Origin of the sequence: Acidiphilium sp. PA (genome assembly GCF_026191915.1) — a bacterium.
GTDB lineage: Bacteria > Pseudomonadota > Alphaproteobacteria > Acetobacterales > Acetobacteraceae > Acidiphilium.
The window spans coordinates 93,926-117,958 of record NZ_JAIMBY010000005.1 but is presented as its reverse complement, the minus strand read 5'-3'; the positions used below and the strand labels follow the sequence as shown (position 1 = coordinate 117,958).

19 protein-coding genes and 1 tRNA gene are annotated in these 24,033 nt (G+C 65.4%); 6 read left to right on the top strand and 14 right to left on the bottom strand.

The features are described 5' to 3' along the window. Positions 1–3 precede the first annotated feature (3 nt). From AruPA_RS09170 to AruPA_RS09160, 3 genes are all read left to right on the top strand, one after another. Complete coding sequence (locus AruPA_RS09170; protein ID WP_265636364.1) at positions 4–1,044, top strand: aliphatic amidase; 1,041 nt, start codon at positions 4–6, stop codon at positions 1,042–1,044. Positions 1,045–1,209: 165 nt separating this feature from the next. Next, the gene (locus AruPA_RS09165; RefSeq protein WP_265636363.1) at positions 1,210–2,010 is read left to right on the top strand and encodes a CbbQ/NirQ/NorQ/GpvN family protein; all 801 of its coding nucleotides are present in this window, start codon (positions 1,210–1,212) and stop codon (positions 2,008–2,010) included. Beyond that, positions 2,007–3,716 (top strand): nitric oxide reductase activation protein NorD, encoded by a 1,710-nt coding sequence (locus tag AruPA_RS09160; protein ID WP_265636362.1) that lies wholly within the window; start codon positions 2,007–2,009, stop codon positions 3,714–3,716. The genes AruPA_RS09165 and AruPA_RS09160 overlap by 4 nt, the downstream gene beginning before the upstream one ends. Here AruPA_RS09160 and AruPA_RS09155 read toward each other — a convergent pair. The 13 genes from AruPA_RS09155 to AruPA_RS09095 form a co-directional block, all read right to left on the bottom strand. Further along, positions 3,717–3,802: transfer RNA gene (locus tag AruPA_RS09155), tRNA-Leu, on the bottom strand. Between the two features lie 52 nt (positions 3,803–3,854). After that, a complete protein-coding gene (gene shc, locus AruPA_RS09150; RefSeq protein ID WP_408858587.1) occupies positions 3,855–5,813 on the bottom strand; it encodes a squalene--hopene cyclase in 1,959 nt (652 codons plus the stop codon). Positions 5,814–5,860: 47 nt separating this feature from the next. Further along, positions 5,861–7,165 (bottom strand): MFS transporter, encoded by a 1,305-nt coding sequence (locus tag AruPA_RS09145; RefSeq protein WP_265636360.1) that lies wholly within the window; start codon positions 7,163–7,165, stop codon positions 5,861–5,863. 53 nt (positions 7,166–7,218) lie between these two features. Then, a complete protein-coding gene (locus AruPA_RS09140) occupies positions 7,219–8,715 on the bottom strand; it encodes a malonyl-CoA decarboxylase (RefSeq protein WP_265636359.1) in 1,497 nt (498 codons plus the stop codon). A gap of 327 nt (positions 8,716–9,042) precedes the next feature. Further along, on the bottom strand, positions 9,043–9,762 hold the full coding sequence (locus AruPA_RS09135; protein ID WP_265636358.1) for a hypothetical protein: 720 nt from the start codon (positions 9,760–9,762) through the stop codon (positions 9,043–9,045). A gap of 215 nt (positions 9,763–9,977) precedes the next feature. Further along, positions 9,978–10,643, bottom strand: a complete 666-nt coding sequence (locus AruPA_RS09130) for a PEP-CTERM sorting domain-containing protein (RefSeq protein ID WP_265636357.1) — start codon at positions 10,641–10,643, stop codon at positions 9,978–9,980. A gap of 586 nt (positions 10,644–11,229) precedes the next feature. Further along, positions 11,230–13,095, bottom strand: a complete 1,866-nt coding sequence (gene cysN / locus AruPA_RS09125) for a sulfate adenylyltransferase subunit CysN (protein WP_265636356.1) — start codon at positions 13,093–13,095, stop codon at positions 11,230–11,232. Continuing rightward, the gene (gene cysD, locus AruPA_RS09120) at positions 13,095–14,051 is read right to left on the bottom strand and encodes a sulfate adenylyltransferase subunit CysD (protein ID WP_265636355.1); all 957 of its coding nucleotides are present in this window, start codon (positions 14,049–14,051) and stop codon (positions 13,095–13,097) included. The genes cysN and cysD overlap by 1 nt, the downstream gene beginning before the upstream one ends. Before the next feature lie 161 nt (positions 14,052–14,212). Further along, positions 14,213–15,736, bottom strand: a complete 1,524-nt coding sequence (locus AruPA_RS09115) for a Do family serine endopeptidase (protein WP_265636354.1) — start codon at positions 15,734–15,736, stop codon at positions 14,213–14,215. A gap of 213 nt (positions 15,737–15,949) precedes the next feature. Further along, a complete protein-coding gene (locus AruPA_RS09110; RefSeq protein ID WP_265636353.1) occupies positions 15,950–16,657 on the bottom strand; it encodes a pirin family protein in 708 nt (235 codons plus the stop codon). Between the two features lie 73 nt (positions 16,658–16,730). Then, a complete protein-coding gene (locus AruPA_RS09105) occupies positions 16,731–17,180 on the bottom strand; it encodes a MarR family winged helix-turn-helix transcriptional regulator (protein ID WP_265636488.1) in 450 nt (149 codons plus the stop codon). A 2-nt stretch (positions 17,181–17,182) separates the two neighbouring features. After that, entirely contained in the window at positions 17,183–18,061 is an 879-nt protein-coding gene (locus AruPA_RS09100) for a universal stress protein (protein WP_265636352.1), read from the bottom strand. A 32-nt stretch (positions 18,062–18,093) separates the two neighbouring features. After that, positions 18,094–19,134, bottom strand: a complete 1,041-nt coding sequence (locus AruPA_RS09095) for a rod shape-determining protein (RefSeq protein WP_029311338.1) — start codon at positions 19,132–19,134, stop codon at positions 18,094–18,096. 232 nt (positions 19,135–19,366) lie between these two features. On the opposite strand from AruPA_RS09095, the gene AruPA_RS09090 reads away from it, so the two are divergent. Both AruPA_RS09090 and AruPA_RS09085 read left to right on the top strand, forming a co-directional pair. Then, on the top strand, positions 19,367–19,636 hold the full coding sequence (locus tag AruPA_RS09090) for a YMGG-like glycine zipper-containing protein (RefSeq protein ID WP_265636351.1): 270 nt from the start codon (positions 19,367–19,369) through the stop codon (positions 19,634–19,636). 115 nt (positions 19,637–19,751) lie between these two features. Continuing rightward, a complete protein-coding gene (locus AruPA_RS09085; protein WP_265636350.1) occupies positions 19,752–21,536 on the top strand; it encodes an SLC13 family permease in 1,785 nt (594 codons plus the stop codon). A 77-nt stretch (positions 21,537–21,613) separates the two neighbouring features. On the opposite strand, the gene ndk is transcribed toward AruPA_RS09085, so the two are convergent. Beyond that, positions 21,614–22,036 carry a nucleoside-diphosphate kinase gene (gene ndk, locus AruPA_RS09080; RefSeq protein WP_265636349.1) on the bottom strand — a complete coding sequence of 141 codons (423 nt, stop codon included), beginning with the start codon at positions 22,034–22,036 and terminating at the stop codon, positions 21,614–21,616. 105 nt (positions 22,037–22,141) lie between these two features. Between ndk and AruPA_RS09075 the strand changes: the two genes are divergently transcribed. Beyond that, entirely contained in the window at positions 22,142–24,010 is a 1,869-nt protein-coding gene (locus tag AruPA_RS09075) for an ABC-F family ATP-binding cassette domain-containing protein (protein WP_265636348.1), read from the top strand. Positions 24,011–24,033: the final 23 nt, after the last annotated feature.

Sequence of the window (24,033 nt, the reverse complement as noted above, 5' to 3'; positions counted from 1 at the left end):
CCCATGCTTCACGGTGACATTTCGAGCAGCAAGGACACGGTGGGCGTCGCCGTGGTCAACTACAAAATGCCCCGCCTGCACACCCGGGCCGAGGTGTTGGAAAACGCGCGGAAAATCGCGGACATGGTGGTGGGCATGAAGACAGGATTGCCCGGCATGGATCTCGTTATATTTCCAGAATATTCGACGCACGGCATCATGTACGACAGCGCCGAAATGTACGAAACCGCATCGTCCTGTCCCGGCGAGGAGACCGACATATTCGCCGCCGCCTGCAAAAAAGCCAAGGTGTGGGGCGTCTTTTCACTGACCGGCGAGCGCCACGAGGAACATCCGCACAAGGCGCCTTACAACACGCTGATCCTGATGAACGACCAGGGCGAGATCGTGCAGAAATACCGCAAGATCATGCCGTGGGTGCCAATCGAAGGCTGGTATCCGGGCAATTGCACCTATGTGTCGACCGGTCCGAAAGGCCTGAAGATCAGCCTGATCATCTGCGACGATGGCAACTACCCGGAAATCTGGCGCGACTGCGCAATGAAGGGAGCGGAGCTGATCGTGCGTTGCCAGGGCTACATGTATCCGGCCAAGGAACAGCAGATCATCATGGCCAAGGCGATGGCCTGGGCCAACAACGTCTATGTCGCAGTGGCCAATGCAACCGGCTTCGACGGCGTCTATTCGTATTTCGGCCATTCCTCGATCGTCGGGTTCGACGGGCGGACGCTGGGCGAATGCGGCACCGAGGAATATGGGATCAATTACGCCCAGTTATCGATTTCGCTGATCCGCGATGCGCGGCGGACCATGCAGAGCGAGAACCATCTCTTCAAGCTGCTGCATCGTGGATATACCGGCAAGATCAACTCGCGCGAGGGTGTCACCGGTGTTGCGGAATGCCCTTACGATTTCTATCAGAAATGGATCAGCGATCCGGAAGGCACGCGCGAAATGGTCGAAGCAATGACCCGCACGACGGTCGGCGTCGAGGAATGCCCGATCGATGGGCTGCCGAACGAGGGGAACGCTGGACATCGGTGAAGTGAAGGCAGGCAGGAACACTTCCTTTTTTGAGAAAAAAGAAGCAAAAAAACTTCATTCATCTGTGCCGGTGCCGCTGAAACCGCGCGTAGCCCAGATTAACAAAAGTTTTTTGCTTCTTTTTTACAAAAAAGAAGTCTTACCTTCCGTTGATTGGCTAGCTCTATGATCCTGGACTCCCACCGCATCACCACCGAGCCCTATTACTGTGCCGCGGGCGACGAGATCGCGCTCTTCGCCGCGGCCTATGCGGCGCGGATGCCGATGATGCTGAAGGGCCCGACGGGCTGCGGCAAGACGCGGTTCATCGAATACATGGCCTGGCGTCTGGGCAAACCGCTGATCACGGTCGCCTGCCATGAGGACATGACGGCATCGGATCTGGTCGGGCGGTTTCTGCTCGATGCGAACGGCACCGTCTGGCACGATGGGCCGCTGACCCGGGCGGTCCGGCACGGCGCCATCTGTTATCTCGATGAAATCGTCGAGGCACGGCAGGATACCACGGTGGTCATCCATCCGCTGGCGGACGACCGGCGGGTACTGCCGCTCGAGAAAACCGGTGAGCTGATCACGGCGCATCCCGATTTCCATCTCGTGATTTCCTATAACCCCGGTTATCAGAGCGTCTTGAAGGATCTGAAGGAATCGACCAAGCAGCGATTTGCCGCGATTCAGTTTCTCTACCCCGATCGGGCGCTGGAAACCGCAATCGTCGCGCATGAGGCAGGACTCAGTGAAGACGATGCGATGCGGCTGGTGCTGGTCGGCGAGGCGGCGCGGCACCTGAAAGGTCACGGGCTCGATGAGGGCGCATCGACGCGGATGTTGATCCACGCCGGGCAGTTGATCGCGCGCGGCGTCGCACCGGCTGCAGCCTGCCAGGTGGCGCTGATCCTGCCGCTTACCGACGATCCGGATCTGCGCGACGCGCTGACCGCGACGGTGGATGCCTGTCTGCGGTGAGCGCGGAACAGACCGGGCAGTTCGCAAGCCTGGAGCGGCGGCTCGGCGGCTTCGTCACCGCGCTGTGGGATACCAATCCGAGGCTGCAATCAATGCCGGTGGAGCCGCTGGCGCCGCCGGGTCGGGCGAGTTTCGGCCATGGCGTGGTGCGGCTGCCCGAGCGGTTTCGCGGCTTTACGCCGGCGCAGGCGACGCGGCTGTATCACGCCGCGATCGCGCATGCCGGGTCGCATATTCGCTTCACGGAGACGCGCTTTACCCAGGGCAGTCTGAAGCCCGTGCAGGTGGCGCTGATCTCGCTGATCGAGGATGCCCGGGTCGAGCATCTGGCGATGCGACGGTATCCGGGACTGCGGCGGTTGTTTCTGCCGTTTCACGTCGCCTCGCCGGGCAGCGGCGGCATGGCGCCGGCGCTATTCGCGCGGCTGGCGCGGGCGCTGATCGACCCCGATTATGTCGATGGCGACGCATGGGTCGAAAAGGGCCGCGCGATGTTTCTCGCCGCCGCCGATGATTGGTGCAGTCCCGCGGTTTCGCGCAGCATCGGCGGGTTGCTCGGCAATGATCTCGGCCAGATGCGGGTGTCGTTCAACGCCAGGACCTATGTGGTCGAACCGGCCTATCGCGATGACAATGCCGGGATCTGGATCGCGACCGAGCCGCCGCCGCCGGACGCGGCGTCCGAGACCTGGCTGCAAGCCGCGACAATCACCCCGGCCGAGACCGAACCGCCGCGCGGCCCGCCCGATGAGGCGGACAATCAGCCGGCCAATGCAGCCCGACCCGCCGCCGCGACCGAAGATGGTTCACCGCCGCTCGCGTCCTATCCCGAATGGGATCATCTGATCCGTCAGGCACGGCCGCATTGGGCGACGATCCGGGCCTATCCGGCGCGCGCCGGGCGGCAGGAGGTGATCGATGAGATCATCGCTTCACATGCACCGCTGGCGCATCGGCTGGCCGCGCTGATCGAACACGCGCGGGTCAGCCGGCCACGCCGGCTGCGCCGTCAGGCGGAGGGGGACACGCTCGATCTCGATGCCAGCATTGAAGCCGCGATCGACCTGCGGGCCGGATTACTGCCCGATCCGCGGATTTATAGCCGGATGGAGCGGCGGCATCGCGATCTGGCGACGCTGGTGCTGCTCGATGTGTCGCATTCGACCAATGACCGCCTGCCGGGATCAGCCACCAGCGTGCTCGCGCTGGAGCGCGCGGCGGCGGCCCTGCTCGGCGATGCGATGGCGGGGCTGGGGGATCGGTTTGCGATGGGCGCGTTCTGTTCGAACGGGCGGCATGATGTGCGCTACAGCGTGATCAAGGCGTTCGACGGGTCGTTCGATGGCGCGGCGAAGCGGCGTCTCGCCGGGTTGACCGGCAGCCTTTCGACCAGGCTGGGGGCGGCCCTGCGCCACGCCAGCCGCGCGCTTGGGCAGCAGGCGGCGTATCGGCGGTTGCTGCTGGTGATCTCGGATGGCGAGCCTTCGGACATCGATGTGGGAGATCGGCGCTATCTGGTCGAGGATGCGCGGCACGCGGTGCAGGAATTATCACTGGGCGGGATCGATGTGTTCTGCGTCGGGCTGGATGCCGGGGGCGATCGATATTTCGGGCGGATTTTCGGGCGGCACCGGATTGCGCTGATCGACCGGATCGAACGACTGCCGGAGCTGCTGCCGCTGATTTATCTGCGGCTGACGGCGTGATGGTGCGGATGGCGGGACTCGAACCCGCACGCCCTGACGGGCAACAGATTTTAAGTCTGCAGCGTCTACCATTCCGCCACATCCACATAGGGTAAGGGTAAGGCTTCTTTTTTACAAAAAAGAACTGCTTCTTCTCACCTAAAACCCGTAACTCACCCGCCCGCTATTCCCCAACGACAGATTCCGATACCGCGCCATTGCCATTAACGGAAAGAACCGCGGGTAGCCGTGATAGCGCAGATAGAACACGCGGGGAAAGCCCACCGCGTTATAGGGCTGCTCGGTCCAGGACCCGTCAGCCTCCTGCACCGATTGCAGCCAGGCGATACCGCGCGCGACGGCAGGATGATCGTGGCGGCCGGCGGCCATCAGACCGAGCAGGGCCCAGGCGGTCTGGGAGGGCAGGCTTTGGTGGTATTCGCCGTGCGGCGCGTCCGCGTAGCTTTCGCAATCCTCACCCCAGCCGCCATCGGCGCGCTGCTTGCTGATCAGCCAGTTGGCGGCGCGGGTGATGGTGGGATCGTCGTGATCTAGGCCGGCGGCGTTCAGCGCGCAGAGCACCGACCAGGTGCCGTAGATGTAGTTGGTGCCCCAGCGGCCGAACCATGAGCCATCGGCTTCCTGATCGCGCCGCAGATAGGCGACGCCGCGATCGATCGCGATGCGATCCTCTGGGTGGTTCAACTGGCCGAGGAAGGAGACGCAACGCGCGGTGACATCGGCGGTCGGCGGGTCGAGCAGGGCGCCATGATCGGCGAAGGGGATGTGGTTGAGATAGGTGAATTCGTTGTCGGAATCGAAAGCGCCCCATCCGCCGGACTGGCTCTGCATGCCGAGCACCCAGAGGCGGGCGCGTTCGACCGCTTCGTGATGCGCCGGGTCGCCGTTGCGGTCGAGGATCATGCCGACCACGGCGGTATCATCGACATCGGGGTAATGGGCGTTGTTGTACTGGAAAGCCCAGCCGCCCGGCGGCGCATCGGGTTTGCGGTGGGCCCAGTCACCTTTGACATCGAGGATCTGGCGCGGGATCAGCCAGTCGCACGCGGCGGCGACGCGGGCATCGCCGGCACCGGCGGCTTCGGCGAGGGCGTGGGCGGCGAGCGAGGTATCCCAGATCGGCGACAGACAGGGTTGGACATAGGCGGCGCCGGCGAACCGATCGGATGCGTCGGTGATCAGCTTGCGCACCGCGGCCCAGGCGGTCGCGTAGTCCGGGTGGTCGGGGGCGTAGCCGAGGGTGTGGTACATCATCACGGTGTTGGCCATGGCGGGATAAATGGCGCCGAGCCCGTCTTCGCCGTTGAGGCGAGGGGTGATGAAGTCGATCGCCGCCTGGATCGCACGGCGGCGCGAGCGGCTGGGAAAATGCCGTTCAAGCGGGCGGAGCGCGGAGTCGAGCGCCTTGAAGGCGTGACCCCAGGCCGAGCGATACGGGCCGCGGATATAGTCGCGCACCTGAGCGGGCGGGGTGACGAATAATTCGTCGATGCGGATGTTGTGCGGGTTTCGCGCCAACGGGCGCTCGGTCATCAGGACCAGCAGCGGTGCGATGACGGTGCGCGACCAGTAGCTGATTTTCCAGAGCGTGATCGGGAACCAGTCCGGCAGGAGCATGATCTCGACCGGCATGACCGGGCAGGCGCGCCAGGGCAGGGCGCCGAACAGGGCGAGCTGGATGCGGGTGAACACGTTGGTGCGGGCGGCGCCCCCGCGCGCGAGGATGGCTTCGCGGGCGCGGCGCATGTGCGGGGCGTCCGGGTCGTCGCCGATCGCTTTCAGGGCGAAATAGGCTTTGACGCTGGCCGAAAGATCCATCGCGCCATCATGGAACAGCGGCCAGCCGCCGGGGTTGTGCGGGGAATCGCCCTGGATGGCGCGGAGGAAGATGCCGATCCGGGCCTGCAGGGCAGGGTCGATCCGGTCGAGGAAATGTTCGAGCAGGACGTATTCGGCCGGGATGGTGGCATCGGCCTCGAGCTCATAGACATAATGACCATCGTCACGCTGCTCTGCGGCAAGGCTCGCGTGCGCGCGGGCAATTGCCTCGTCGAGTTCATGAAGATCGGTTGATAAGCTGTTTAGCATATGACCCATATAGTCGGTTTTGTTACGTTTCGCCTATAGCGCCGTGGTTGACGCAGCTACTCGGGGAGCGTCTGGCCGGTGGTATCGCGGCCGAACGGGATGATCAGCAGGCCGATGGCGAAGGCGACGGCGGTGATGGCGACCGGTGTGCCGAGCGTGCCCATGCCTTTCACCGCGGCGGCCAGGACGAAATTGACCGCAGCCCCGGCGAAGCGACCGATGGATGTGCAGAAGGCGAAGGCGGTCGCCCGGATTTCCGTGGGGTAGAGTTCGGGCAGCCAGAGGCTGAACATCGCGAAATTGCCGCCGCCGAAACCGAGGAAGAAAAGGATGATCAGGAACGTGGTGAGCGCATGGGCGGGCGGCAGGTAGAACGCCCAGCCGAATGCGGCGATGATGGTGATGAACATGATCACGAAATAAAATGCCAGCGTGCTGCGCCGGCCGAACCGTTCGGCGAGAACGGGCAGGGCGATGCACCCGAGGATGGTGCCGAGCGAAAGGATGGCGGTGCCGAACGAGACCATGTGGATCGCCGCCGGCAGGGCCATGCCGGATTTTTTCGCAAGGATGATGATGGCGCTGGGTTCGTAGACGGCGCCCGCCCAGAGGCCGATGATCGCGACCGTGAGCAGGACCGACATCAGGATGGTCTGGCGGCGGTGGGCGGGGGCGAAGATGGCGGCAAGCGGATGGGTGGTGCCGGTCGCCCGGTGACGCTGCCATTTGCCGGTTTCCTTGACACCGAGCATGATCAGCACCGAGATGACGACGGGGGCGAGGCCGCACAGGAACATGGCGCGCCAGCCGAAATCGGCGCCGACGGTGAAGTTCAGAGCCGCTGCGACGAAGAAGCCGAAATAATAGCCGGTCTGAAGCAGGCCGGCGCCCATCTTGCGGCGGTCTTCCGGCCAGGCTTCGGCGACGTAGGTACCGGCCATGGCCCATTCTCCGCCGATGCCGATGCCGGCGATCAGGCGGAAGATGCCGAGTTCATAGATATTCTGCGACAGGGCGGCGGCACCGGTGAAGACCGCATAGAGCAGGATGGTGGCGGCGAGGGATTTCTTGCGGCCGAAGCGGTCGGCGATCGGACCCCAGATGAACGAGAACCCCCAGCCGATCAGGAAGACGGCGAACAGGATCGAGCCGATTTCGCCGATGTTGGCGGGGGTGGGTTTGATGCCGGAGCGGGGCAGCAACTGCGTCAGGGCGGGGGCGAGCACGAGGGCGTAGATCACGCTGTCCATGCCATCGAGCATCCAGCCGAACCAGGCACCCCAGAAGCCTGCGATCTGCTGACCGTTCAACCGCGTGCGCGCGCCGGATGCGCCGCGGCCGGCGATACCGAAATCGTTCATGTGTCTTTCCCCCCGCTCGATTGGTCTGGATTGCTGCCGTTGATATGGGGCAATCAGCTATCGGCGGCAATCGGTGCTTTTTTGCGCCGGGTCAGCCAGCCCTGGCTGGGCATGGCCATCAGTTGATCGACCGCGGCGGAGCGGGCAACGGTGCCATCGCGCAGGAAGGCCTCGTGGCGGGCTTCGATCGCTTCGGGATCGTAGAGGTAGTTGACCATGATGCCGAAGGATTCCGTCATGCCGCGTTTGGCGGTGTTGCCGAGCCAGTTGATGCGTTCAAGACGGGCGCCGTTGCCGAGGTGGAAGCGCGCGACCGGGTCCTGGCGGATCGATGCGGTGCCGGGCGCGGCGCGGAAGGCACCGGTGAGGTATTGCGCGGCGAGGCGGAGGAGTGGCGGGCGGAGTGCGGTGGCGAGGGCGGGTTCGGTCCACCAGGGGGCGGATTCGAGGGCGGTTTTGAGCAGCGTGGCATCGTCGGGCGGGGTGGTTGCGGTGGCGCGGTGGAGGGTTTCGCGTTCTTCGGCGGTGAGCAGGGGTGTGGTCTGGGGCAGGTCGAGCCAGGTGAGGATGGCGCGGCGCAGGCCGGGGACGGGCGAGAGGGTGGAGAAGCGTTTCAGGCGCGGCAGTTCGGCCTGGAGTTCGGCGACCACCTGCTTGATCAGGAAATTGCCGAAGGAGATGCCGCGCAGACCTTCCTGGCAGTTGCTGATTGAGTAAAAAATCGCGGTATCGGCGCCGGCGGCGGCATCGTGCAGGGTGCCATCGCCGGATAATTCATCGGGCGAGGGGGCGAGGAGCGGGCCGATCGCTTCGGCGAGGCCGCGGACCAGGGCGACTTCGACGAAGATGAGCGGTTCATCGGGCAACGCGGGATGGAAGAAGGCGAAGCAGCGGCGGTCCGGGGCGAGGCGGCGGCGCAGATCGTCCCAGCCGGCGATTTCGTGGACCGCTTCGTAGGCGATCAATTTTTCGAGCACGAAGGCGGGGGTGCGCCAGTCGATCCGCCGGAGTTCGAGGAAGCCTCGGTTGAACCAGGAGGCGAACAGGTGGCGCAGGTCGGAATCGAGCGGGGCGAGGTGAGGCGCGTTGCGCAGTTCGGCGAGCACGGCCATGCGCAGTTCGATCAAAGCGGCGGTGCCACCGGGGGCCATGTTCATGCGGCGGAGCAATTCCTGACGCGGCGGTTCCGCCGCATCGGCCAGGGCGGTCGCGGTGGCGGCGCCGGGGTCGGCGAGATAGGCGCGCGCGGCTTCGGCAAGTCTGGCGGGGTCCGGTTCGAAGCTGTTGGCGAGGAACTCGAGGAACCCTGTGCGGTCGGCCGGGGTGAGGCCACGCAACGCGCCGAGCAAGGCGGCGGCGAGGGCGGCGCCTGAGGCCTCGCCACGGCCGCTCAGCAGGGCATCGGCCAGAAGCTCGGCACGCTGGCGCGAGGGGAGATTGTCATTGGGCAGGGTGACGAATTTGCGGCCATGATCGGCGATCGAGGACCAGAGGCGGTCAAGCCAGGAACGGGTGGGATGGTCGGGTACGATCGGCGGTTGGTCGGGCATTGCTGTGGTCCCTCATCGAGCAGAGCACGGATATAATGCATTTTGAGCGGGTCTTAAACCGGGTTGCTGCGGTGCGGTATGGAAGGAAGGGGAAGGCTTCTTTTTTGAAAAAAAGAAGCAAAAAACTTTCTTTAATCTGGGTCACGGGCGTTTTCACCGGCACGGACCCAGATTAACAAAGTTTTTTAATCTGGGGCACGGGCGTTTCAGCCGGCACGGACCCAAATCAACAAAGTTTTTTTTGCTTCTTTTTTGTTCACAAAAAAGAAGAACTTCCCTTGCTTCTTTGCCTGTTTGGTTACGATATCGTAACGAATTAGGCGTGCATCAGCCTCGCGGGCCTTTGCGCCACATTTTTTTGGCATCGAACGAGGGCACGAAGGGGTGGTGCCAGGGCGGGACGGGTGGTGGGGGTGGGCCGAGGATGTCGCGGAGTTGTTCGGGGGTGAAGTCGATGCTGCCGTCGGGGTTGACTTTGTATTGGGCCATGAAGTCGGGCTGGCGCTTGGGGCGGGGGCGTTTGGGGCGGGGGTTGGCGGGGTTGGTGGGTTCGCTCCGGGGTTTTCTCGGGCGTTTGATGATTTGGGGTGGACGCAGGCCGAGCATGGTGTGGAGGGGGCGGAGGATGCGGCCGAGGCTGGGGTGGGTGGCGAGCAGGTCCAGCACGATGGGGTCTTCCATGAAAAGCTGGAGATCGGCGCGGGCGGCGGCACCGGCGACGACGGTGGCGGGGCCGTTGGGGAGCAGGCGGATGAGCCAGGCGAAGCCGCGGGGCAGGGTTAGGGGTGGTTTGGGATTGGGGGTGGCGGGTTCGCGCTCGACCGGTTTGGGAGCGCGGGTACGGGTGCGCGGGGATTGGGGTGGGCGGGATGCGATTTTGGCGAAGCGAGCGATCTGGCGGGCGAGGTAGTTCCAGATCAGGACGATGAGCGGGCCGTGGATTTTGAGGCGGTAGCCGTTGTCGGCGACCGCGCGCTGCAGGGCACGGAAGATCACCGTGAAGCGCTCGGTCGGGTCGGCAGGCATGAACGGCGCGTTCGCAATCATGGGTAGGGTTAGACCATGATCGGTGGGGGGTGAGAAAGGGAAATGTTAGGGGGTTTTGTTAGTTTTTTGGTTTGGGGATTTGGGAGGACGGGATTTGGGGGATGGGTGCTCGATTGGTGCTGACGGGCGGATGGCGCCGGGCGATCGCTTCGGGTTTAACAAAAAACGCGCCCCTGTGACGGGGCGGGTTCGGATCGACGTTTGGCGTCTCGGTGTCAGGCGCGCTTGCGGCGGCGCAGAACCAGGCCGAGACCGACCAGGGCGGTGCCGAGGACGGCGAGCGAACCGGGTTCCGGCACGTTCACGTTGCTGAATTGAAAGTCTGCCGGCGCACCGTTCGCCTCGAGGTACCAGATGTCATAGGTGCCCGGACCGACATTGAAATTGGTCGGGGTTGCGTTGGTCGGGTAGGCGCTGTTCACCAGCTGGGTGTTGGTGGCGGCGTTGTAGAGGCTGAACCCGTCGTCATGGGTGACGGTGCCGGAGAACGTGTGGTTGGTCGTGAAGCTCAGCTCGAACAGCGCGACGCTGCCGAAATTCGATGTGCTGAGAACCGTGTTTGCCGAACCATTGTTGAAATATTTGATGTTGGAAAATCCGGCGCCGTTGTTGGTAAAGCCGGCGAAGGTATTGCTGGACTGCGTGCCGTCGGACCAGTTCGGAATACCGGTGTAGGTCGCGGTCGCCATCAGATTTGATGTCATGATGATCGGGTTGTTCGGCAGGGCCTGCTGGTTGGCGTCGCCGATTTGGGCGCCGGGTGTTGCGGCGGTCCAGACCGTGACGCCGAACGTCAGCGACGGGTCGGCGTGGGCGGTGACGGCACCAAAGAAGGACGCCAGAATTGCGGCGCCGGCGAGCAGGGTTGTTTTATTCAGCATAGGTAACTCCACAAAATCCGAAAATGAAGGGCGTTCCATATTTGGAACAAGTCACGGTTCGAGACGGGTCTCGACAACATTTAAGCAATTGTCATGCCAAATTTTGAAACCTATATATTTCAGATGGTTAGGCGGCGTGTACGTCAAGAGCGCGATCAATGTGTAAAATTTTCTGACAAATCCCGGCTGCACAGCGCGTCAGCGCGGCTGTCAACCACGTCGCTGCCCGGCGCGCGGGCGCCGGACCATGTCGATCTATGATAACGTGTCGTCAACTGAAATATCGTTGCGATCTGTCAATTATGCGATTGATCTGAAATAAAGGCGGCCACACCGGTTTTGGGCGCGTTTTTCACTGTAGTGAGTATTGCTCGTACCCGATTTTGATGAAAAATCAGTGAACGGATTTCGTCCACGCGCCGCATGATGAAGGGCGATTTTTGACCGGTGCGGGGCGCCATGGTCGGGCGGGCGGGATCGCGTGACGCGCGTGCCGGGGTTTCGGCCCGGCACGCGCGCGCGATTTCATCGACCGGCCGGATGCGATCATGGTGCCGCTGCCGCGTCACCGCGATCGGGGCGTGGATCAGGTTTGCAGGCCGAGGGCCGGGCGGAGCGAGGCGAGGAGGTGGTCCGCCAGGGTTTCGGCGTCCGTCGTGTCGGTTTTCAGGTGGAACTCCGGTGCTTCGGGAGGTTCGTAGGGGCTGTCGATGCCGGTGAAATTGCGGATCTGGCCGGCGTCCGCCTTGCGGTACAGGCCTTTCGGGTCGCGCTGGCGGCAGATCTCGATCGGGGTGTCGACGAAGACTTCGTGGAACAGGCCGGGTTCGACCAGTTCGCGCGCCATCTGCCGTTCGGCGCGGAACGGCGAGATGAAGCTGACCAGCACGATCGTGCCGGCATCGGCGAATAATTTGGCGACCTCGCCCACCCGGCGGATGTTTTCCACCCGGTCCGCATCGGTGAAGCCGAGATCGCGGTTCAGGCCGTGGCGGATGTTGTCGCCATCGAGCAGGTAGGTGTGCGCGCCGAGCAGGTGCAGCCTGGTTTCCAGCAGATTGGCGATGGTCGATTTGCCCGAGCCGGACAGGCCGGTGAACCACAGGATGGCCGGGCGGTGGCCGTTGCGCGCCTCGCGGGCGGCGCGGTCGATCGTCAGGGCCTGGGTGTGGATGTTGCTGGCGCGGCGCAGTGCGTGGCGGATCATGCCGGCGGCGACGGTTTCGTTGGTGACGCGGTCGATCAGGATGAAGGCACCGGTGCGGCGGTTGTCCTGATAGGCATCGAAGGCGACCGGGGCGGCGAGGGCGAGGTTGACCAGGGCGACCTCGTTCAGGGTGAGCTGGTCGGCTGCCAGCTCGTCGAAATTATTGACATTCACCTTATGGCGGATTTTCGAGACCACGCCGGAGACGCTGGCCGTGCCGATCCGCACGACATAGGGCCGGCCGGGCAGCAACGGGGCCGCGCTCATCCAGACCAGATCGGCGGCGAACTGGGCCGCGACGTCCGGCCGGGTATCGGGGGTGGCGAGCACGTCGCCGCGCGAGATGTCGAGCTCATCGGCGAGGGTGAGCGTGATGGCGTCGCCGGCATTGGCGACTTCGCGGTCGCCATCGGCGGTCACGATGCGGGCGATGGTGCTGGTGCGGCCCGATGCCGCGACGACGACGGCATCGCCGGGGCGGATGACGCCGCCGGCGACGGTGCCGGCATAGCCGCGGAAATCGGCATCCGGCCGGCTGACCCATTGCACCGGAAAGCGGAACGGGCCGGTCTGCGCGGTGGCGGGTTCGATCGCCTCGAGATGGTCGAGCAGGGTCGGGCCCTGGTACCAGGGCATCGCTTCGCTGCGGTGGACCACATTGTCGCCATGGCGGGCCGAGAGGGGAATCGCGGTGATGGTCTGGAAGTGGAAACGGGTCGCGAGGGTTGCGAAATCACGCGCGATCGCCTCGAACCGGGCCTGGTCGTGGCCGATCAGGTCGATCTTGTTGACCGCGAGCACCACGTGGCGGATGCCCAGCAGATCGGCGATGAAGGCGTGGCGGCGGGTTTGGGTCAGCAGGCCCTGGCTGGCATCGACCAGCAGGATGGCGAGCTGCGCGGTCGAGGCGCCGGTGGCCATGTTGCGGGTGTATTGCTCGTGGCCGGGTGTGTCGGCGATGATGAATTTGCGGCGGGGGGTTGCCATGAAGCGGTAGGCGACATCGATGGTGATGCCCTGTTCGCGCTCGGCCTCCAGCCCATCGACCAGCAGGGCGTAGTCGATATTCGCGCCATCGGTGCCGAATTTGCGGGAGTCGCGTTCGAGGCTGGCGCGCTGATCGTCGGGGATGTTGTCGGTATCGAACAGCAGGCGGCCGATCAGGGTGGATTTGCCGTCATCGACCGAGCCGCAGGTGAGCAGGCGCAGCAGGGTGCGGGGTTCGAGCGCGGTCATGTCGTGCATCAGAAATATCCCTCCCGCTTCTTTTTTTCCATGGCGGCGGAATCGTCGTGATCGATCAGGCGGCCCTGCCGCTCGGAGAGGCGCGATGCGCCCATTTCGGCGATGACCGCATCGAGCGTGGCCGCGGTGGATTCGACCGCGGCGGTGAGCGGGTAGCAGCCGAGGGTGCGAAAGCGCACGCTGCGCAGTTCGGGCACCTCGCCGGGGCGGAGCGGCAGGCGGTCGTCATCGACCATGATCCACTGGGTGCCGCGCTGCACCACCGGGCGGGGTTTGGCGAAATAGAGCGGCACCACCGGGATCGCCTCGGCGGCGATGTAGTTCCAGATATCGGCCTCGGTCCAGTTCGACAGGGGGAACACCCGCATCGACTGGCCGGGGGCGAGGCGGGTGTTGAACAGGGTCCATAATTCGGGCCGCTGGGCTTTGGGGTCCCAGCCATGGGCGGCGGTGCGGACCGAGAAGATGCGCTCCTTGGCGCGGGATTTTTCCTCATCGCGCCGCGCGCCGCCGAAGGCGGCATCGAAGCCGAATTCATCGAGCGCGGCCTTGAGCGTTTCGGTCTTCATGATGGTGGTATAGGTCGAGGCGGTCTGGTCGAACGGGTTGATGCCGCGGGCGGCAGCCTCGGCATTGGTGCGCACGATCAGCTCGAGCCCGAGGCGGCGGGCGGTCTCGTCGCGAAAGCTGATCATTTCGCGGAATTTCCAGCCGGTATCGACATGCAGCAGCGGGAACGGCGGCTTGCCGGGGAAGAACGCCTTCATGGCGAGGTGCAGCATCACCGAGCTGTCCTTGCCGATCGAATAGAGCATCACCGGGTTGCGAAAGCCGGCCGCGGCTTCGCGGATGATCTCGATGCTTTCGGCCTCGAGGGCGGCGAGATCGGTGGCGTTCGGGCCGGGGGCGGCGGAGGATGCGGCGGTGGACGATGGGGCGGACGGCGTGATGCGCATGCGGCGGACCTCAAGGAAACGGGCGGTTGCCGGATGGTCAGATCAGAAACGCCTCCGGCCTGCAAGGGCCGGAGGCGTGTTTGCTATGATCCGGTTGAGCGGGCGGCGTCCGGTAGTCGGATATTCCATCCCGCCCGGCGGTGGGAGAACGGTGCGCCCCGTTATTTTTTGGCACCCGCCTTCGGCAGCGGCACGGCGACGAAAATCGCCTGATTGCCGCGCATGACGCGCAGCGCGATCGCCTTGGCCTTCTGAGCCTCGGCCTTGTGGATGGCGCGGACGGCATCGGCCGGATTTTCGACCGGCGTGCTGCCGACGCCGACCACGACATCGCCCGAACGCAGCCCGGCCTCATCGGCGGGCGAGTTCGGCATGACGCCCGCGACCACGGCGCCCTTGCTCGACATCGGCAGGTCGAGCTGCTGGCGGTCGGATTCGGTCAGGGGTGCCAGGGTCAGCCCGAGTTCGGGCTTGTTGGCGGCGGGATGGCCGTTGCTGGTGGGGCCGCCGTTGAAGGCGGCCTGGGCGTTGGCGGGCATTTTTTCGACGGTGATGGAGGCGGTTTGGTCTTTGCCGTCGCGGATGTAGGTCACGTGCGCGTCATCGCCGGGTTTGATCTCGGAGATGGCGACCGCAAGATCGCGCGGGTTGGTGACGGGTTTGCCATCGACCTGCGTGATCACGTCGCCCGGCTTGAGACCGGCTTTGGCGGCGGGGCCGTTCGGCACGGTTTCGGCGACGAGCGCGCCGGCGGATTTGCCGTCTTCGCTCTTCAGACCCATGGCGGTGGCCATTTCAGGGCTGATCAGCTGGACCTGCACGCCGATGAAGCCGCGGGTGATGTGGCCCTGCTTGATCAGCTCGGTGCTGATGCGCTTGACCATGTCGGAGGGGATCGAGAAGCCGATGCCGACCGAGCCGCCGGTGGGGGTGAGGATGGCGGTGTTGACGCCGATCACCTCGCCTTTCTGGTTGAGCAGCGGGCCGCCGGAATTGCCTTCGTTGATCGGGGCGTCGACCTGGATGAAACTGTCGTACTCGCCATCGCCGATGTCGCGGCCGAGGGCGGAGACCACGCCGGTGGTGACGGTTTCGGCGAGGCCGAAGGGATTGCCGATCGCGATGACCCACTGGCCGGGGGTGACCTTCGCGGAATCACCGAGTTCGAGATAGGGGAACGGCTTGGAGCGCGACACTTTCAGCACGGCGAGATCGGTGCCGGGGTCGGTGCCGACGATGTGGGCGACCAGGCGCTGCCCGTCGAGCAGGGTGACGAAGACCGATTTGGCGTTTTTCACCACGTGGTTGTTGGTGATCAGGTAGCCCGAGGAGCTGATGAAGAAGCCCGAGCCCTTGGCTTCGACCGCCTGGGGCTGCTGGGGCTGCGGGAACGGGAAGGGAAACGGCATGGGCATGCCGTGCGGCGCGCCGCCGCCCATCGAGTCCGCGTTCTGCACTTTCAGGTGAACCGTCACCGAGACGACGGCGGGGCTGACGTCCTTTACCAGCGGCGCGAAGCTCGGCAGCGGCTTGTAGTCCTGCTGGACCTTGGCGGTGGCGTTGAGGGACTGGTCGCCTGCGATCGCGGGGCGGAGTGTCACGACGGCGAGGGAGGTTCCGGCGAGCAGCACGGCCGAGAGTGCCGCAATCCGGTACGGCCGGCGTCGTGCGAGGAACGATGTCATGCAAGCTATCCTTATGGTTGGCCGGCCGTTGATTGGCCGCAGGAGGACGAGACGAAAATGCGGTACGAAAGAACGAAGCGAAACAATGCGGCGGGCGATCGGTCGCGTCATTCGTTTCGTGGTCCTACACTATTCGCGTAACGGATCGATGACCCTGCGCTGCGATATAGGCACGATTCTAAACGTGGGCAGGTTGTTCAGATGAAACTCGTTTCATGAGCGTACATCGACAAGGACCAGTTCGGTTTCCGTAGCGCCCGCTTCGATCACGATCGCGCGCTCATCGCTGATGGCGACACCGTCGCGTGCCGATGCGGCGACGCCGTTGACGGTGAAGTGACCCTGCGGGGCGACGAGATAGGCCGCCCGGCCGGGTGCGATGGTGTAGGTGGTGCGCTCGCCGGGGGCGAGCCGGCCGGCGAGGACCGCGGCATCGGCGTAGAGGGGCAGGGCGCCGCTTGCGGCATCGCCGGGGCGGCCGCCGGCCAGGACGTGAAGGCCGGTGCCGGTGGCGCGGGGGAATTCGCGCGTCGCCCAGCCGGGGGCGACGCCGGTGCGGTCCGGCATCACCCAGATTTGAAACAGGCGGGTGGGCTCGTCTTCCTGGTTGTATTCGGCATGGGTGATGCCGGTGCCGGCGTGCATCACCTGGACATCGCCCGCGCGGGTGACGCCTTCGTTGCCGAGATTGTCCTTGTGGGTGATGGCGCCCTGGCGGATGAAGGTGATGATTTCCATGTCGCGGTGCGGGTGCGGATCGAAGCCGGAACGGGGGGCGACCTCGTCATCGTTCCAGACGCGCAGGGCACCCCAGCCCATGCGCGCGCGGTCGTGATAGCCGCCGAAGCTGAAATGATGGTGGGCGTTGAGCCACTCGTTGCGGAAGCGGCCGATGCTGTCGAAGGGGCGTAGCTCGATCATCGATGATCTCCTGATGCGGCGGGGCGCATGTTATAGTTCGATATCGAATGATATAGGCGGGCGGCGGCGAAGGTCAATCATCGCTGACCGCGGTGCCGAGGCGGCGCAGCAGACGGTCGAGCGTGGCGAGATCTTCGCCCGTCACGCCGGCCATGGCGGCGCCGATATCGGCGGCGTGGCCGGGGAACAGGGATTCGATGAAGGCGCGGCCGGGCTCGGTCAGGACGACGCGGACGCTGCGGCGGTCTTCCTTGCAGGCGAGGCGGGCGACCAGATCGCGTTTGGCGAGTTTGTCGATCACATCGGTGAGGTTGCCGGGGCTGGTCAGGATTTTGCGCGACAGGTCGCGCTGGGTGAGGGGGCCGAGATGCAGGAGGGCTTCGAGCACGCCGAGCTGGGTGTGGGTGAGGCCGGCGGCGATCAGGCGCGGGGCGGTGCGGGCGCTGACCGCATGGCTCGCCCGCATCAGTTTCACGTAGGCGCGGATCGCGGCTTCGGTTTCCGCGTCCTCGACGCCGAACATGGTCACCGGTTCATCAGCACGGCGAGTTTGGCGTGCTCCAGCACGTGGCGGGTGACGCCGCCGAGGATGAGCTGGCGCAGGCGCGAGTGGGAATAGGCACCCATCGCCAGGAGATCCGCGCCATAGGCCTCGACCGCGGCGAGCAGGCCGGTGCCGGCGTTGCGGTCGATCGCGCGGAATTCGGTGGCATCGGCGGTGATGCCGTGCAGTTCGAGGAAGGACGCGAGTTTGTCGGCGCCGGGGCCCTGGCGCTGATAGTCGGGCGAGTGGAAGATGCGCACCGCCGTGGCATCGGCCAGCCAGGGCAGCACGGAGGCGACGGCGGAGGCGCTTTCGGCGGTGCCGTTCCAGGCGATTGCGATGCGGGTGCCGATGGTGGTGGGGACGCCCACCGGGGCGATCAGCGCGGGGCGGCCGGAATCGAACAGGACGGCGTGCAGCGCATCGGCGGAGGCGACTTCCTCGGCCGATTTCGGGTGCGGCACCACGATCAGGTCCGACAGCCTTGCTTCGCCGGCGACCAGTTCCTCCTCGCGCCCGACCACCGAGGAGAACCGGGCGGAGGCGGCGCGGACCGCGCCATCGGTCGCGCGGACCGGCGCGCCGACGGTGATGCCGCGCGCGGTGGTTTCCTGGGTGAACAGGGCGGCGAGGGCGGTGGCTTCGGTGTTGCCCTCCTTTTCGGTGCTCGCCATCATTTCCTCGATCATCGCGCCGGACAGGCCTTCGCCGGCCAAGGGTGCGACGTCGCGGGTGTCGGTGCGGACGTGCAGCGCGTGCAGATGGGCGCGCCAGCGTTGCGACAGCATCAGGGCGGTGGACAGCGCGCCCCGGGCGGAGGCGATACCGGCCAGCGGGAGCAGAATTTTACGGATCGCCATGCGTCAGTCCTCCGAGCGGGATGGGTGGCGTATCAATACATGGATGAAAGCACGGTGCGCAGGCGTTTCAACTCCTCCAGCGCGCGGCCGGTGCCGAGTGCGACGCATTGCAGCGGTTCCTCGGCCACCACCACGGGCAGGCCGGTCGCCTCGCGCAGGACATCGTCCAGCCGGTGGAGCAGCGCGCCGCCGCCGGTGAGCACGATGCCTTTGTCGACGATGTCGCCCGCGAGTTCGGGCGGCGTGTTTTCGAGGGCGACTTTGACGGTCTCGACGATCTGGCTGACCGGCTCGGCCAGGCTTTCGGCGATCTGGGCCTGGCTGACCCGCACTTCGCGCGGCACGCCGTTGATCAGGTCGCGCCCCTTGACCTCGCGCCAGACGCCGGGGGCGGAGGGGTCGGACCAGGCGGCGCCGATTTCGAGTTTGATCTTTTCGGCCGAGGATTCGCCGATCAGCAGGTTATGGTTGCGGCGGATGTAGGAGATGATGGCTTCGTCCATCTTGTCGCCGCCGACGCGGACCGAGCGGGCGTAGACGATGCCGCCCAGCGAGATCACCGCGACCTCGGTGGTGCCGCCGCCGATGTCGACCACCATCGAGCCGGAGGGTTCGGTGACCGGCAGGCCGGCGCCGATTGCCGCGGCCATCGGTTCCTCGATCAGCAGGACCTTGCGCGCGCCGGCGCTTTCGGCGGACTCCTGGATGGCGCGGCGTTCGACGGCGGTGGAGCCGGAGGGGACGCACACGATGATGAGCGGCGAGGCGCCCCATTTGCGGTTGTGCACCTTGCGGATGAAATGCTTGATCATTTCCTCCGCCACCTCGAAATCGGCGATGACGCCGTCGCGCAGGGGGCGGATCGCCTGGATGTTGCCGGGGGTGCGGCCGAGCATGTGCTTGGCTTCCTCGCCGACCGCGAGAACCTGCTTGCGTCCCTTGACCTCGGCGATTGCCACGACCGAGGGTTCATCGAGCACGATGCCGCGCCCCTTTACATAGACAAGGGTGTTGGCGGTGCCGAGATCGATGGCCATGTCGGCAGACATGAGCCCGAGAAGCCGAGAAAACATGGAATCCTTTCCGCGGAGCGTCAGCCAGAGGTGTTGTCTGGCGAGGATGCGAACCAATAATCCAGAACGCCGACCGATTACCCTCTGCGGTGGCGCATAACAAGGCCGGGGCAATGCCACGATGCTGCCACAGCAGCGCCGTTACATTGCCGACATCAGCCGGTAACGGCGTTGCAAAGAATGAGACGTTATCTGCTCAACTCATTCCGATCGATAAACAAGGAGACCAACCATGACCCAGTCAACCACCCGGCGCCTCACGGTCCGGCATTTTGCGACGCCGGCGCTGCTTGCGGCGTTGGCGCTCAGCCTGGCCGCCTGCGGCTATACGCCCGGCTCGCGCGCACTCTCGGGCGGTGCCATCGGCGCCGGCACCGGTGCGATCATCGGTGCGGCCACCGGCGGTTCGGCCGCGACCGGCGCCTTGATCGGCGGCGGGATCGGGGCGATCGGCGGTGCGGTCACCAACCCGAACACCGTCAACCTGGGTCATGCACCGTAAGCTGCGGCGCATCACTCTCGCTTGAAAGGGGAGCTTCGGCTCCCCTTTTTCTTGATCCCCCGACCCAGCCCGGGTGAGCCGCACAGGCGCGATGGCGCCAGGAATTGGAGATTTGATGCCGCCTGCCCAGATGATCGTCTTCGCGGTGATCGGTGCCACGCTGGTGCTGTTCCTGACCAATATCATCCGTTACGATCTGGTCGCCGTGGCGGCGCTGATGGTTCTGGCGATCACGCATGTGCTCAAGCCCGATGCGGTGTTCGCGGGGTTTGCCAACCCGGCGGTGATCACGGTCGCCTCAGTGCTGATCATGGGACATGCGATGTGGCAGTCCGGTGTGGTCGATCTGCTGGCCAAATGGCTGGGGCGCGCGGCGAAGACACCGTCCGGCCAGCTGGTGGCGCTGACCGGCTCGGAGGCGGTCAGCTCCGCACTGATCAACGACACCGGATCGATCGGCGTGTTCATGCCGGTGGCGATCCAGCTCGCCCGGCGCAGCGGCACCAGCGTGTCGCGGTTTCTGATGCCGCTCGGGTTCAGCGCGTTTCTGGGGGGCATGACCACGTTGATCGGCACGTCGCCGAACATCATCATCGCGGCGTATCGGGGTCAGCTGGGGCATGGCGGCTTCACCATGTTCTCGTTCACGCCGGTGGGCGCCGGGGTCGCGGTCGCGGGGCTGGTGTTCATGGCCGCCTTCAGCCGGTTCCTGGTGCCGGAGCGCCAGAGTGCGAAGGGTCAGGACGAGCATTACGGCATGGCGAAATATCTGACCGAGGCGGAAATTCCACAGGGCAGTCCGTTCGACGGCCGGACGATCGGTGAACTGGAGGAAGGCATCGATGCGAGTTTCGCGATCATCGGGCTGGTGCATGGCGCGGACCGGCGGGTGGCGCCGCGCCGGTATCATCGGATGCAGGGGGGCGATCATCTGGTGATCGAGGCGGATGCCGATAATCTGACGATCGTGCTCGACACCGCGAAGCTCACCCTGGCGTCGGACAAGGATATCGGGGACGATTTTCTGAAATCGAACGACATCGACATCATCGAATGCGTCATTCAGCCGGAATCGCGGTTGATCGGCAAATCGGCGGCGTCGCTCGGTCTGCGCAAATGGTATGGGGTCAACCTGCTCGCGGTGGCGCGGCAGGGCGAGCGGATCAAGGGGCGGCACTCGGCGATTCCGCTGCAGGCGAGCGATATTCTGTTGCTGCAGGGCGATGCCGAAACCCTGGACGAGGTGATGACCCAGCTGGGGTGCCTGCCGCTGGCAGAGCGGGCGATCCGCGTGGGCAAGCCGGCGCGGATTGCCACCGCGCTGGGGATTTTCGCCGTCGCGATCACGCTGGCCGCGACGCGGGCGCTGCCCTCGGACGTGGCGTTCGCGAGCGGGGCGCTGGCGATGGTGCTGGCGCGCCTGATCCCGACGCGCGCGCTGTATGATGCGGTGGAGTGGCCGGTCATCGTGCTGCTCGGCGCGATCATTCCGGTGGGGCAGGCGTTGCAGCAGACCGGCGGGGCGAAGACCATCGCGGCGCTGTTCATTGATCTGGCGCATCATCTGCCGAGCTTCGGCGTGGTCGCGTTGATGCTGCTGGTGACGATGATTTTATCGAACGTCATCAATCATGCCGCGACGGCGGTGCTGATGGCGCCGGTCGCGGTGGGTGTGGCGCATGGGCTGCATGTCGGGATCGACCCGCTGCTGATGGCCGTCGCGGTCGGGGCGGCGCTGCCGATGGTGGTGCCGACCGGACATCAATGCAACATATTGGTGATGGGGCCGGGCGGTTACCGGGCCGGCGACTATTGGCGGCTGGGCCTGCCGCTGAGCGTGGTCTGTCTGGTGGTCGCGGTGCCGCTGATCATGCTGGTCTGGCCGCTGCATCCGGGCTGAACCGGGGCGAGCAAGAGAGCGATGCGAGCGAGGGGGCGATGCGAGCAAAGGGGGCGGGCGCCCCCTTTTCGATGCGGTCAGCCGACGATTTCGATGCCGGCGAAGAAGAAGGCGATCTCCTGCGCCGCGGTGTCCGCCGCATCGGAGCCATGCACGGAATTGGCTTCGATGTCTTCGGCGAATTCGGCGCGGATGGTGCCGGCGGCGGCCTTCTTCGGGTCGGTTGCGCCCATGATCTCGCGGTTTTTGGCGACCGCGCCTTCACCTTCGAGCACCTGTGCGACGACCGGGCCGGAGGTCATGAATGTGACCAGGCCGGCGAAGAACGGGCGTTCCTTGTGGACACCGTAGAACGCCTCGGCCTGTGCTTTGGTGAGGTGGATGCGCTTCTGGGCGACGATGCGCAGGCCGGCGGCCTCGAATTTGGCGTTGATGGCGCCGGTGAGGTTGCGGCGGGTCGCGTCGGGTTTGATGATCGAGAGCGTGTGTTCGAGGGCCATTGGGGTCTCTTTTCAGGGTTTTGGTCGGAAGCTTCGAGAGTCGGGGCGGCCATAGCCGCCCTGTCCGGTATGGGCAAGCCCCGCGCGCTGGGTTAGCTAGCGGGCATGAGCCTTCTTCGCATCGAAAACCTCTCCTTCAGCATCGCCGGGCGCGCGTTGCTCGAAACTGCGGCACTCACGGTCGATCCTGGCCGCAAGATCGGGCTGATCGGGCGGAACGGGGCGGGCAAATCGACCCTGCTCAAGCTGATCCAGGGCATTCATGCGCCCGATGGCGGCACCATCCGCCTGGCCAACCGCGCCAGACTGGGCGCGGTCGCGCAGGAAGCGCCGGCCGGGCCGGTCACGCCGATCGAGGTGGTGCTGGCCGCGGATGTCGAGCGGGCGGCGCTGCTCGGCGAGGCCGAACACGCGGCCCCGGAGCGGCTGGGCGAAATCCATGACCGGTTGATCACCATCGATGCCGACAGCGCCGGCGCGCGGGCGGGGGCGATCCTGGCGGGTCTCGGGTTCGACGATGCCGCGCAGAATCGTGCGATGTCGAGTTTTTCCGGCGGCTGGCGCATGCGTGTGGCCCTTGCGGCCGCGCTGTTTGCGGCCCCCGACCTGTTGCTGCTCGACGAGCCGACCAATCATCTCGACCTCGAAGCGACGCTGTGGCTGGAAAACTGGCTCGCCCGGTTTACCGGTGCCGTGTTGATGGTGTCGCATGACCGTGACCTGCTCGATCGCGCGGTTGACAGCATCGCCCATCTCGATCGCGGCAAGATCACGCTCACGCCCGGCGGGTTTGCGGAGTTCGTGCGCATTCGCACCGAGCGGGCCGAGCAGCAGAACCGGGCGGCCGCCAAGATTGCGGAGCAGCGGGCGCATATGCAGAGCTATGTCGACCGGTTCCGCGCCAAGGCGAGCAAGGCGCGGCAGGCGCAGTCGCGCCTGAAGGCGCTGCAGAAAATGCCGATGATCGATACCATCGTGGAAGACAGCCCGACGCGGTTCAGTTTTCCCGCGCCGCGCGAACTGGCCCCGCCGCTGCTCTCGCTCGACCGGGTTTCGCTCGGGTATGGTGCGCGGACCGTGCTCTCGGGGGTGTCGCTGCGGATCGATATGGAGGACCGCATCGCGCTGCTGGGGGCGAATGGCAACGGCAAGTCCACCCTGGCCAAGGCGCTGGCCGGACGGCTCGAGCCGATGAGCGGCAGCAGTTTTCGCACCCGTGGCATCACGGTGGGGTATTTCGCGCAGCATCAGGAGGATGATCTGCACCTGGAAGACACGCCGCTGCTGCATCTGTCGCGCGCGCTGCCGAACGCGACCCCCACCCAGTTGCGCGCGCAGGCGGCGCGGTTCGGGCTGGATGCGGCGCGGGTGGAGACCAGGGTGGGTCAGCTTTCGGGCGGTGAGAAGGCCCGGCTGCTGCTGGCGCTGGCGACGCGCGATGCACCGCAGGTGCTCATTCTCGATGAACCGACCAACCACCTCGACATCGACGCGCGCGAGGCGCTGGTGCGCGCGCTGACCGATTTTCCCGGCGCGGTGATTCTGGTGACGCATGACACGCATCTGATCGATCTGGTGGCGGACCGGCTGATGCTGGTTTCGGGCGGCAAGGTCGAGGCATATGACGATGATCTTGAGGCGTACCGGCGCCTGATCACGCAGAAATCGGCGGGGGCCGCACAGGATCGGAAACCCGCTCCTCAGACCAAGGAAGACCGCAAGGCCCGCGCCGAAGCGCGCGAAGCCACGGCACCGCTGCGCAAGCGGGGCCGCGATGCGGAGAAGACGATCCGCACGCTGGAGGCGGAGAAGCGCAAGCTGGAGGCGAAACTCGCGGATGCCGATTTCTACGCGCGGGCGAAATCCGACGAGATTACCGCGGTCCAGCAGCGGCTGGGCGTGATCGCCGGCGAGATCGAGGCGGCGGAGGCGGTGTGGCTGGAGGTTGAGGCGGCGCTGGAGGCGGTGGGGTAGGAAGACGTTCTTTTTTGAAAAAA